The organism is Kitasatospora sp. NPDC057512 (assembly GCF_042802135.1).
Lineage (GTDB): Bacteria > Actinomycetota > Actinomycetes > Streptomycetales > Streptomycetaceae > Kitasatospora.
The window spans coordinates 1-11,148 of sequence record NZ_JBHVET010000230.1 but is presented as its reverse complement, the minus strand read 5'-3'; the positions used below and the strand labels follow the sequence as shown (position 1 = coordinate 11,148).

The following is an 11,148-nucleotide window of genomic DNA, read 5'->3' as shown; positions in this document are numbered from 1 at the left end:
GGCCCCCCGCCTGGTGGCCCGGGGGGCCGGGGGGCCCCCGTGCGCGCCCCCGGGGGCGGGGGCGGGGGGCGCGGCGGGTGTGGGGCCCCCCGGGGGGGGGCCCCTCGGCCCGGCGCAGGCCGACCGGGCGGTCCCCCCGGGCGGCACGTCGCTGCGCGCCGCGGTCGGGGAAGGGGTCCGCTGGCTGTGGCGGCAGCGGTTCCTGCGGGTGATGACCTGTGTGTTCGCGGGCAGCAACCTGGTCTTCCAGGTGCTCCTGCTGGCGGTGCTGGTGCGGATCCACAACGGTGGTCACCCACCGGCGGTGGTGGGCCTGGTGCTCGGCGCGGGCGGGCTGGGCGGCATCCTCGGGGCGCTCAGCGCGGGCTGGTGGTCGCGCCGGTCGGACCTGTACCGGACGGCGGTGGCCGGCTTCGCGGTGTGGACGGTGTTCATCCCGGTCTCGGCGTGTTCCGGTTCGCCCGCGCTGATCGCCGCCTCGCTGGCCGGCATCACCTTCGTGGCCAGCCTGTTCAACGTCACCGGGAACGTCTACCAGATGCAGGTCACCCCCGAGGCCCTGCAGGGGCGGGTGAACGGGGCGTCGAGCTTCCTGTCCTCGGGGGCGAACTCGCTGGGCGCCCTGGCCGGCGGCTGGCTGGTCGACCGGGCGGGACCGTCCGCGACCGGCTTCGTCCTCGGCGTCGCGGTGCTGGCGCTGACCGCCGTGGTGGCGTTCAGCCCGGCGGTGCGCGCCGAGCACCGCGCCTCCGCGGCGCCCGGCGGCCCGGCGCCCGCCTCCGCGACGCCCGGCGGCGGGACGCAGGAGCCGCCCGCGGCGGCCGAATCCGCCGGTATGGGCGGGATATAGGGCTCCGGGAGAGCGTGTGGACGCTGGCGGAGTGCCAGCAGTTGTGACGCCTCCGCGCACGATTCCAAGGAAGGACCCCGATGACAGGTTCGATGACCGGCGCGGCGGCCGACTGGTTCCGCAGCTACCGGGCGACGCCCTCCCCGGCCCTGCGCCTGGTGTGCTTCCCGCACGCAGGCGGGGCGCCGACGTCCTACCGGACCTGGGCGCGGGCCGTTCCCGACGATGTCGAGGTGCTGGCCACCTGCTACCCCGGCCGGCAGGACCGGTTCGCCGATCCGTTCGCGGCCTCGCTGCCCGAACTGGCCGATGACATCGTGGCCGCCCTCGTCCCGCTGCTCGACACGCCGATCGCGCTCTTCGGGCACAGCATGGGCGCCTACGTCGCCCACGAGGTCGCCCTGCGGCTCCAGGAACGGCACGGGGTCCAGCCGGTGCGGCTGTTCGTCTCCGGCGCCGAGGCACCGCACCTGGCCACGCCCCCCGGCCGGGCCGAGGACGACGAGGCCTTCGTCCGCGAGCTCCGGCAGCTGGGCAGCGGCTCGATGGGCGAGATCGAGGACGCGGCGCTGCTGGAGCTGGTCCTGCCGAGCATCCGGGCCGACTACCGGCTGCTGGATGCCTACCACCCGGTGTCCGGCACCCGGACCGGCTGCCCGCTCGTGGCGTACGTCGGCGACAGCGACGAGGACTGCGAGGTCGACAAGGCCCGCGCCTGGTCGCAGACCACGGCGTCCGCGTTCGAGTTCCGGGTCTTCCCCGGCGGCCACTTCTACCTGGAGGCGCACGAGCAGGAGCTCCTCGGCCACATCACCGGCCACCTCCGCAGCGACCTCCGGCTCAGGCAGGCCCTCGCCGGTCTCAGCCGTACCTGATCACCCGGAGCCACAGATCCCATGACCGAAAGGAAGAGCGGCGCCATGCACGAGCACCTGGTGAGCCGACTGGAAGCACACAGCCGCACGATCCCCGACAAGACCGCCGTGGCCTTCGTCCGGGTCGTCGACGGGGAGCCCGTCGAGGAGACGCTGACCTACGCCGAACTCGACCGGGAGGCGCGCAGGATCGCCTCGTGGCTGGCCGGACGCTGCACGGTCGGCGAGCGGGTGATGCTGCTCTACGGCACCGGCCTGGAGTTCGTGAAGGTCCTGATGGGCTGCATGTACGCGGGCGTGGTCGCCGTGCCCGCGCCGGTCCCGGGCAGCCAGCGGGGCCATGACGCCCGCTCGGTCGGCATCGTGCGCGACACCGACGTCCGGCTGATCCTCACCGACACGCCGAACGCCGGCGTCGTCAGCGCCTTCGTGGCGGACTCCGGCCTCACCGGGGTCGACGCCGTCGTCACCGACACCCTGGAACTCGCCGAGGCGCCCGGATGGCGGGTGCCGCAGCTCGGCCCGGACACCCTGGTCATCCTCCAGTACACCTCCGGCTCGACCAGCACCCCCAAGGGCGTCATGGTCACCCACGGGTCGCTCTTCCACAACCTGCAGCTGATCGAGCGGGCCTTCGGCCTGGACTCCGGCTGCCTGGTCGCCAGCTGGCTGCCGCAGCACCACGACATGGGGCTCATGGGCAAGGTGCTGGAGCCGCTCTACCTCGGCACCACGACCTACCTGATGGCGCCGATGGACTTCCTGCGCCGTCCCTACCTCTGGCTGGACCTGGTCTCCCGCAAGAGGATCCACACCACCGTCGCGCCCAACTTCGCCTACGACCTGTGCGTGCGCCGGATCACCGACCAGCAGGTCGCCACCCTGGACCTGTCCCACCTGCGCAACGCGGGCAACGGCTCGGAGCCCATCAGCGCCGCGACGCTGCACCGCTTCGCCGAGAAGTTCGCCCCGGCCGGCTTCAGCCCCGACGTCTTCAACCCCTGCTACGGCATGGCCGAGACCACGCTGCTGGTCACCGGCACGCCGCCCGGCCGCCGCCCGGCGATCACCTCCGTGGACGGCGACGCGCTCGCCCACAAGGTGCTGCGCCCGCTCCCCGGTGACCTGGAGGCCCCCAAACTGGTGAGCAGCGGCCAGATCCACGGGCTCGACGTGCGGATCGTCGACCCGGAGACCAGGACCACGCTGCCGGACGGCCGCGCCGGCGAGATCTGGGTCCGGGGCCGGAGCGTCACGGCCGGGTACTGGAACAACCCGGAGGAGACCGAGCGCACCTTCCGCGCGATGACCGCCGAGGGCGAGCGGGGCTTCCTGCGCACCGGCGACATCGGGATCATCCACGACGGCGAGCTGTACGTCACCGGCCGCACCAAGGAGGTGCTGGTCATCAACGGCCGCAACCTCTACCCGCACGACCTGGAGCGCGAACTGCAGACCGTGCACGCCTCCTTCCAGGGCCTGGTCGCCAGCGTCTGCTCGGTCCCCGCCGACGGCGAGGAGATCGTCGTCATCCAGGAGTACCGGCCCAACCCGGCCAACCCGGTCGAGCTGCCCGAACTGGCGCGCCGCGTGCGCGGCGAGCTCGCCGAGGCGGCCGGCGTGAAGGTGTCGAACGTGGTGTTCCTGCGCCCCGGCCAGGTGCACCGCACGACCAGCGGCAAGATCCAGCGGCGGCTGATGCGCGAGAAGTTCATGACCGGCGCGCTGGAGCCGCTGTACGAGGACCTCAACACCGCGACCAGGAAGCGCTACCGCACGCCCGAGACGGCGGCCGCCGCGACCGGAGGCACGGGGGAGACGCCGTGACCTCCACCCCGTACCCCGCCGTCCTGGACTTCGACCGCGCCCTGGGCGACCCGGACGACGCGGGCCGGCTCTTCTCCTACGCCCGTTGCGGCGCACTCGACGACCGCGAGGAGTTCCCGGTCGAGATCTGCCGCGAGCTGGACTTCCTGGGCCTGCCCGGCCACTACGTCCCCGCGCGGTACGGCGGCTCGCTGCACCGCTACGACGAGGTGCTCCAGCTCATGCGCGCCGTCGCCCGGCGCGACCTGACGGTGGCCATCGCGCACGGCAAGACCTTCCTGGGCGCGGTGTCCGTCTGGGTCGGCGGCAGCGAGGAGCAGGCCCGCGAGCTCGGCCGGCTGGTGGCCGACGGCACCGTCGTGTCCTGGGGCCTGACGGAGCGCGACCACGGCAGCGACCTGCTCGCCGGGGAGGTGGCCGCCCACCGGGAACCGGACGGCGGCTACCGCCTCACCGGCGAGAAGTGGCTGATCAACAACGCCAACCGGGGCCGGCGGATCTGCGTCCTGGCCCGCACCGGCGAGCAGGGCGGCGCCCGCGCCTACAGCCTGCTCATGGTCGACAAGCAGAGCCTCCCCGGCGGCACCTACCGGCCGCTGCCGGCGGTGAAGCTGCACGGCATCCGCAGCGCCGACATCAGTGGCGTCGCGTTCACCGACGCCCCCGTACCGGCCGCCGCCCTGATCGGCGCCGAAGGCGGGGGCGCGGAGATCGTCCTGAAGAGCCTCCAGCTGACCCGCACCCTGTGCGCCGCCCTGTCGCTCGGGGCGGCGGACCAGGCGCTCGGACTCGCCACCGGGTACGCCCTGGAGCGCCACGCCTACGGCAGCCGCCTGATCGACCTGCCGCAGACCAGGCACCTGATCGCCGCGTCGTACGCCGACGTGCTCCTCGCCGAGGCGACCACCCTGGTGGCCGGACGGGCCATCCACGCCCTGACCGGGGAGCTGGCGGTGGTCTCGGCCGTCACCAAGTACTTCGTCCCCACCCTCGTCGACCAGGTCGTCTCCCGCCTGTCGACGGTGCTGGGCGCCCGTTCCCTGCTGGTGGGCGACACCTTCGAACACGGGCGCTTCCAGAAGGTGCAGCGCGACCACCGCATCGTGTCCATCTTCGACGGCAACACCGTGGTGAACCTCCACTCGCTGGTCAACCAGTTCCCGCAGCTGGCCCGCCAGGCCCGCCGCGGCGAGGTGGACCGGGCCGGCGTCGAGACGGCGGCCACCCTGACGGCCGAGCTGCCGGACTTCGACCGCGATCGGCTCTCCCTGCTGCCCCGCCCCGGCGGCAGCATCGTGCAATCCCTCTCCGACGGCGTGGCGGAGCTGGCCGAACTGGCCCGCCAGGGCGTGGTCCCCGCCTCGCTGGCCCGCAACGCGGAGGCGATCGCCGCCGTGGCCGACGAGGTCGCCGCCGCCATGGCGGCCCACCGCCCGGTGGCGACCGACGTCCCGGTGGCCGCCTTCTCCCTGGCCGAGCGGTACGCCCGCTGCTTCGCCGCCTCGGCGGCGATCCGGCTGTGGCTGCGCAACCACGCGACGGCCGGCGCCGGCCACCCGCTCTGGCAGGACGGCCTGTGGCTGGAGGCCGTGCTGGTCAGGCTGCTGGACCAGCTGCTCCCCGGCCGGCCGGACACCGACGGCGACGTCCTGGAGCGCCTGGTGCCGGTCCTGATCGAGCAGCAGGGCCGGGGCGACCTGCCGTCCCTGCTGACCCACCCGCTCGTGAAAGGCCGCTCATGACCACGGCACCCGCGGCACCCCCCGCGTCGCCCTTCACCGACCTCGGCACCCCGGCCGCACTGGAATCGCGGTTGGGCGACCCCACCGACCCCGGCAACCCGCTGGGCTTCGCCGCCCTCCTGAACGCGGACGAGCGCGGCGACCTGCTGTCCGCGGGCGAGCGGGTGCTGGACGCCTACGGCCTCGGCGCGGAGTTCGTCCCGGCGGCGCTCGGCGGCCGGCTCGGGCAGGCCGACCACCTGGCCAGGGTGCTGCGTCCGCTGTTCCGGCGCGACGTCGCGCTGGCGCTCGGCCACGGCGCGAGCAACCTGGTCGGCTCCGTGAACGTCTGGTCCTCGGGCAGTGACAAGCAGCGCCGCTGGCTGGCGGACGTGCTGCTGCGCAACGGCCGGGTCGCCGCCGGGTACACCGACATGTCCACCGGCAACGACGTCTCCCGCACCGCCTTCAGTGCCCGGGTGGAGCGCGACTCGCTCGTCCTCAACGGCCGCAAGGAGATCATCAACAACCTCGCCAGGGCCGAGGCCGTCACCCTGCTGGCCCGCACCCGGGAGGAGGCCGGCAGCCGCAGCCACTCCATGGTGCTGGTCGACATGGCGAGCGTCCCGCGCGACCGGCTGCGCTTCCTGCCGCGCTACCGGACCAGCGGGGTGCGCGCCCTGTACCTCGGCGGCCTGGAGTTCCAGGACTGCCCGGTGCCCGTGACCGCGGTCGCCGGCGGGTTCGGGGAGGCCATGGAGACCATCCTGCGGGCCTTCCAGGTCACCCGGGCGGTGCTGCCCGCGGCCGCGGTCGGCACGGTCGACCAGCAGCTGCGGACGGTGATGGACTTCGCGGTCCAGCGGCGCCTGTACGGGCGGGCCGTCTCCGAACTGCCGCACGCCCGCTCCCTGCTGGCCGGCGCGTGGCTCGACCTGCTCGTCGCCGACAGCCTCGCCACCACGGTCTGCCGCGCCCTGCACGTGCTCCCCGGCCAGACCAGCGTCTACGCGGCGGCCGTGAAGTACCTGGTACCGACGCTGATGCGCGAGGCGGTCGACGCCATGGCCGTCGTGCTGGGCGCGCGCTCCTTCCTGCGCGAGGGCGAGCACGGCGTCTTCCAGAAGCACCTGCGCGACCTCCCGGTGGCCTCGCTCGTCCACGCCGGCGGAACGGTCTGCCAGGCGACGATGATCCCCCAGCTGCCGCGGATGGCACGCGGCGGCTGGCTGAGCGACGGCGGCGCGCCGGCCGAGCTGTTCACCATGGACCGGGCCCTGCCGGAGCTGGACGCGGAACGGCTGAGCGTCATGGCGGGTCGTGAGGACCCGCTGATGGCGGCACTGCCCCAGGTGGCCGCCGAGCTGGCCGGGGACCGGGTGCTCGGCCCGCTGTGCGCCTCGCTGGTGGGAGAGCTGCGCCGGCTGAAGGAGCGGTTCGGCGAACTGGCCCCCCGGGACCGCACCCCGGTGGCCAGTGCGGGCACCTTCGTGCTGGCCGAGCGCTACGCGGTGCTGCTGGCGGCCGCCGCCTGCCTCGGCGTGTGGCGCCACAACGCGGACAACCCGGACCCGTTCCTGCGCGACACGGCCTGGCTCGCCGCCGCGCTGGGCCGGCTGGCCGGCCGGCTCGGCTGCGGACCGGAGACGGACGGCGTACCGGAGCCCGTCTTCGCCGAGCTCGCCCGCCGCCACGAGACCCGCCGCGGCTTCGACCTCACGGGCCGCCGACTGGCCTGACCCGAGCACCGGCCGGACGCCACCGGCCGCTTCACGTCCACGCGCGGACCCTCCGCGCATATCGGCTTTTTCATCCCAGAAGGGAGCCGGTGATGTCGACCTGTCATCAGCTTTCCCACGCCCAAGAGGCGCTGTGGTTCCTCTACGAACTCGACCCCGAGGGCAGCTCCTACAACACCGGCGTCGCCGTACGGGTGCTGTCCCCCGTCGAACTGCCCGCACTCCGGGAGGCCGTCGCCGCCGCCGTCGCCCGGCACGAACTCGTCCACTCGCTGTTCGACAGGGTCGACGGGGTGCCCGTCAGCACCCCCCGGGCCCACGAACCCTTCGCCCTGCTGGTCGAGGACCTGGGCCCGGTCGGCGACGACGAACTGCGCACCGCCGTCCGCCGGGCGCTCAACGAGCCGTACCACCTGCGCGACCGCGGCGCCTTCCGCTTCGTCCTGCTGCGCCGCTCCGAGACCGACGCGGTCCTGCTGATCGGCGGCCACCACATCGCCTCCGACGCCGTCTCGGACCTCGTCCTGCTGCGCGACATCCTCGCGGGCTATCAGCAGGCCGTCGCCGGCGAGGAGGCCGCGCCCGCCCCGGTCGCCTACACCCACGACACGTACGTCGCCGCCGAGCAGCGCCTGCTCTCCTCCCCGCGCGGTGCCCGCGCCGAGGCGTTCTGGCACGGTGTGATCGAGGGGGCGCAGCCCGCGCAGATCCCCACCGACCGCCCCCGCACAGCCGGGCCCACGCCCGTCGGCGCCACCCACCACCTGGAGCTCGACGCCGGTCAGGTCGAGGCACTGCGCACGGCCGCCCGTGCCTGCGGCGTGACCCTCTTCTCCTTCCTGCTGGGCGCCTTCCAGGGCTTGCTCCACCGCTACACCCGGCAGAACGACTTCCTCATCGGCTGCCCCACCACCACCCGGCTCTCCCCGCCGATGCGCGACGTCGTCGGCAACTACATCAACACCCTGGTCTTCCGCGGCAGCTTCGCCCCCGGAGCCACCTTCCGCGACGCCGCGACGACGGTCGACGGCCAGGTCCGCCAGGGCCTCGCCGCCGTCGGCTACCCCTTCGCGCGGCTCACCCGCACGGCCAACCGCCCGCGCACCAGCGCCGGCTCCTCGCTCTGCCAGATCACCTTCAACCTGATCGGTGTCGCCAAGCCCGACCCGCTGATGAAGCTGCTGCTGGACGGCGAGGGCGAGCACAACACCATCGAGCACCACGGCCTGACCATCAGCCCGTTCGAACTGCCCCAGGCCGAGGGCCAGCTCGACCTCGCGGTGAACGTCCGCCAGAGCAGCGACTGCCTGACGCTCGACTTCCGCTACAACGCCGTGCTCTTCGACCTGTCGACCATCGAGCGCTTCGCCTCCTACTACGTGCGCGCCCTGGACACCGCCGCCGCCGACCCGGACCAGGTCATCTCCCGGCTGCGCCTGGTCCAGGCCCCGGCGCCCTCCCGCCCGTCGGACCAGGAGGCCGTCCGTGTCTGAGCCGCCGGGGTCCGGCCTGCCGCTCCCGGACGGGGTCAGCCACCGTACGCTGCGGGCCGGCGGGCGCAGCGTCCGGATCGCCGAGGCCGGTCAGGGCCCGCTCGTCGTCCTGCTGCACGGCTTCCCCGAACTCGCGTACTCCTGGAGACACCAGCTCGCCGGCCTGGCGGCGGCCGGGTTCCACGCGGTCGCCCCGGACATGCGCGGCTACGGCGGCAGCGACAGCCCCGAGGACGCGGCCCGGTACACGATCCACCACCTGGTGGGCGACGCGGTCGCGCTGATCGACGCGCTGGGCGAGGGCCCGGCGGTGCTGGCCGGCCACGACTGGGGCTCCCAGGTGGCCTGGCACACCGCCCTGATGCGCCCCGACCGGGTCAGGGGCGTGGCCGGCCTCAGCATTCCCTACCGGCCGCGCTCGCCGCTCAACCCGCTGCCCGCGATCCGGCGGGGTATCGGCGCGGGCCACTACATGCTGTACTTCCAGACGCCCGGCGTTGCCGAGGCGGAACTGGAGCGCGACGTGGCCGCGTCCTTCCGCCGCCTGCTGAACGGCACCTCGGGATCAGCCCCCTACCGGGCGCCCGTCGTGCCGGACGGCGGCGGACTGCTGGACCTCTACCCCGAGCCCGCCGCACTGCCCGGCTGGCTCAGCGAGGACGAACTCTCCGTCTACACGGCCGAGTTCACCAGGACCGGCTTCACCGGAGGGCTGAACTGGTACCGCAACCTCGACGCGAACTGGGATCTGACCGCCCCGTACCAGAAGGCGGCCGTCCAGATGCCCGCCCTCTACCTGGCCGGTGAGGAGGACTTCGTGATCAAGGGCGCGGACCCCGCCCGGCTGGAGTCCGAACTGCGGCAGTGGGTCCCCGACCTGCGCGAGATGCTCCTGCTCCCCGGCTGCGGCCACTGGATCCAGCAGGAACGCCCGGAGGAGGTCACGGCCGCCCTCGTCGCCTTCGCCCGGTCGCTGAGCTGACCGACCAGCCCCACCCCTTCCTTCGTTCCGTCCCCTTTCCGTTACCACTTCAGATGTCGAGGAGACACACCGATGACCACTGCCACGATGACCACCGAGATCCAGCAGGCGCCGATCGCCGAGTGGCTGAGGGAGAAGGTCGCCTTCTACCTCGAGGAGCCGGTCGACTCCATCCGGACCGACACCAAGCTGGCCGAGTACGGCCTCGACTCCCTCCACGGCCTCACCCTGTGCGGCGAGATCGAGGACGAGTTCGGCATCGAGGTCGCACCGACCCTGGTCTGGGACTACCCGACCGTCGATGCCCTCTCCGGCCTGCTCGCGGAGATGCTCGCGGAGCACGGCAACCGGACCGCCTGACCCCCCGTGGCCGGACCGCGCGGGCGACCACGCGGTCCGGCCGACTGCCCGAGGCCGCCGACCGGCTCCCCCCGCACCAACAGAAAAGGAGTGAACCAGTTGCTGGTGATGACTCGCACAGCCGAGCCGGCGGAGACCGCCCGCCCCGGTGAACCGGCCGAACCGAGCACGTACACACGGCTCATCGACCTCCTCGACCGGTCCGGGTGCCGTTACCGGATGATCCACCACGCGGCGGAAGGCCGTACGGACGTGGCCAGCGTCCTGCGCGGCCACCCCCTGCAACAGGCCGCCAAGTGCCTGGTCCTGCAGGTCAGGACACCCGGCCGGGGCACACGCCACGCCCTCGCCGTCGTCCCCGGCGACCTGCGGGTCGACGTGGACGCCGTCCGGGACCTGCTGGGCGGCACGCGCGCCGGATTCGCCTCCCTGGAACGGGCCGAGCGCCTCACCGGATGCCGGAGCGGATCCATCGTGCCGTTCGCGTTCCACCCCGACCTGGAACTGATCGTCGACCCGGAACTCCTCGAAAGCCCGCGGCTCTATTTCAACGCGGCCCGCCTGGACCGCTCCGTGGCCCTGGACACCGGCGACTACTTCGACCTGGCACGTCCACGAATAGAACCGGTGGCCGAACGCCCCGCCTGAAATTCCCGGCAGGCCCGGAAGTAGAAGAAAAATATAGCCGCGGTGGCGACAGTAGTCCTCGGTGCTGCCCAGGGCGTCCCGGTTCCTGGTTGATCACACGAGGAGAGACGACAATGCCATCAATCCCGGCCCCGGGCACACGGATCGCTGCCATGGGGCACTACCTGCCCGGCACCGTCCTGACCAGCGAGGCGGTCGCCGAACGGCTGACCGTCGACGCGGAGTGGATCCTGACCCGCACCGGGATCAGCGAACGCCGCATCGCCGCCCCGGACGAGACGGTCGCGGACATGGCCGTCGCGGCCGCCCACGACGCCCTGGCCAACCTCGCCCGGGACCGGGACGGCCTCGACTCCGCCTCCGACATCGACACGGTGATCGTGGCGACCGCCAGCGCGGAGTCGACCATGCCGGCCGTCGCCGCCCGGGTCGCCGGACGGCTCGGCCTGGCCGCGCCCGCCGCGTTCGACGTCAACAGCGCCTGCGCCGGCTTCTGCCACGCGCTGGCCGTGGCGGACTCCCTGATCAGGTCGGGCACCAGCCGGGGCGCCCTGGTGATCGGCGCGGACAAGGCCAGCTCCTGGCTGGACTGGTCCGACCGGGACACCGCCGTGCTCTTCGCCGACGGCGCGGGCGCGGCGGTGGTCCTGCCG

The 11,148-nt window shown here is 73.4% G+C and carries 10 protein-coding genes; all 10 read left to right on the top strand.

Annotated elements, in window-relative coordinates:
• Positions 1 to 211 precede the first annotated feature (211 nt).
• Positions 212 to 850 carry an MFS transporter gene (locus ACFU6K_RS17240; RefSeq protein ID WP_380663849.1) on the top strand — a complete coding sequence of 213 codons (639 nt, stop codon included), beginning with the start codon at positions 212 to 214 and terminating at the stop codon, positions 848 to 850.
• 80 nt (positions 851 to 930) lie between these two features.
• The gene (locus tag ACFU6K_RS17235) at positions 931 to 1,725 is read left to right on the top strand and encodes a thioesterase II family protein (RefSeq protein ID WP_380663847.1); all 795 of its coding nucleotides are present in this window, start codon (positions 931 to 933) and stop codon (positions 1,723 to 1,725) included.
• Between the two features lie 21 nt (positions 1,726 to 1,746).
• Positions 1,747 to 3,552, top strand: a complete 1,806-nt coding sequence (locus ACFU6K_RS17230; RefSeq protein ID WP_380663845.1) for a fatty acyl-AMP ligase — start codon at positions 1,747 to 1,749, stop codon at positions 3,550 to 3,552.
• Complete coding sequence (locus ACFU6K_RS17225) at positions 3,549 to 5,294, top strand: acyl-CoA dehydrogenase family protein (RefSeq protein ID WP_380663843.1); 1,746 nt, start codon at positions 3,549 to 3,551, stop codon at positions 5,292 to 5,294. The genes ACFU6K_RS17230 and ACFU6K_RS17225 overlap by 4 nt, the downstream gene beginning before the upstream one ends.
• Positions 5,291 to 7,012, top strand: coding sequence for an acyl-CoA dehydrogenase (locus tag ACFU6K_RS17220; protein ID WP_380663841.1), 1,722 nt, complete (start codon positions 5,291 to 5,293; stop codon positions 7,010 to 7,012). Before ACFU6K_RS17225 ends, ACFU6K_RS17220 begins: the two co-directional genes overlap by 4 nt.
• A 92-nt stretch (positions 7,013 to 7,104) precedes the next feature.
• Positions 7,105 to 8,505 carry a condensation domain-containing protein gene (locus ACFU6K_RS17215; protein ID WP_380663839.1) on the top strand — a complete coding sequence of 467 codons (1,401 nt, stop codon included), beginning with the start codon at positions 7,105 to 7,107 and terminating at the stop codon, positions 8,503 to 8,505.
• Positions 8,498 to 9,487, top strand: coding sequence for an alpha/beta fold hydrolase (locus tag ACFU6K_RS17210; protein WP_380663837.1), 990 nt, complete (start codon positions 8,498 to 8,500; stop codon positions 9,485 to 9,487). Before ACFU6K_RS17215 ends, ACFU6K_RS17210 begins: the two co-directional genes overlap by 8 nt.
• Positions 9,488 to 9,559: 72 nt before the next feature.
• Positions 9,560 to 9,847, top strand: a complete 288-nt coding sequence (locus tag ACFU6K_RS17205) for an acyl carrier protein (RefSeq protein ID WP_380663835.1) — start codon at positions 9,560 to 9,562, stop codon at positions 9,845 to 9,847.
• A gap of 108 nt (positions 9,848 to 9,955) precedes the next feature.
• Positions 9,956 to 10,495, top strand: a complete 540-nt coding sequence (locus ACFU6K_RS17200) for a YbaK/EbsC family protein (protein WP_375877657.1) — start codon at positions 9,956 to 9,958, stop codon at positions 10,493 to 10,495.
• 152 nt (positions 10,496 to 10,647) lie between these two features.
• The coding region (locus ACFU6K_RS17195) for a beta-ketoacyl synthase N-terminal-like domain-containing protein (protein WP_380663834.1) at positions 10,648 to 11,148 on the top strand (501 nt) is incomplete at its 3' end.

Bases quoted from the DNA above. Each gene is read 5' to 3' on its own strand.
- ACFU6K_RS17240 (WP_380663849.1), top strand. From the start codon at position 212: ATGACCTGTGTGTTCGCGGGCAGCAACCTGGTCTTCCAGGTGCTCCTG.
- ACFU6K_RS17235 (WP_380663847.1), top strand. From the start codon at position 931: ATGACAGGTTCGATGACCGGCGCGGCGGCCGACTGGTTCCGCAGCTAC.
- ACFU6K_RS17230 (WP_380663845.1), top strand. From the start codon at position 1,747: ATGACCGAAAGGAAGAGCGGCGCCATGCACGAGCACCTGGTGAGCCGA.
- ACFU6K_RS17220 (WP_380663841.1), top strand. From the start codon at position 5,291: ATGACCACGGCACCCGCGGCACCCCCCGCGTCGCCCTTCACCGACCTC.
- ACFU6K_RS17215 (WP_380663839.1), top strand. From the start codon at position 7,105: ATGTCGACCTGTCATCAGCTTTCCCACGCCCAAGAGGCGCTGTGGTTC.
- ACFU6K_RS17205 (WP_380663835.1), top strand. From the start codon at position 9,560: ATGACCACTGCCACGATGACCACCGAGATCCAGCAGGCGCCGATCGCC.
- ACFU6K_RS17200 (WP_375877657.1), top strand. From the start codon at position 9,956: ATGACTCGCACAGCCGAGCCGGCGGAGACCGCCCGCCCCGGTGAACCG.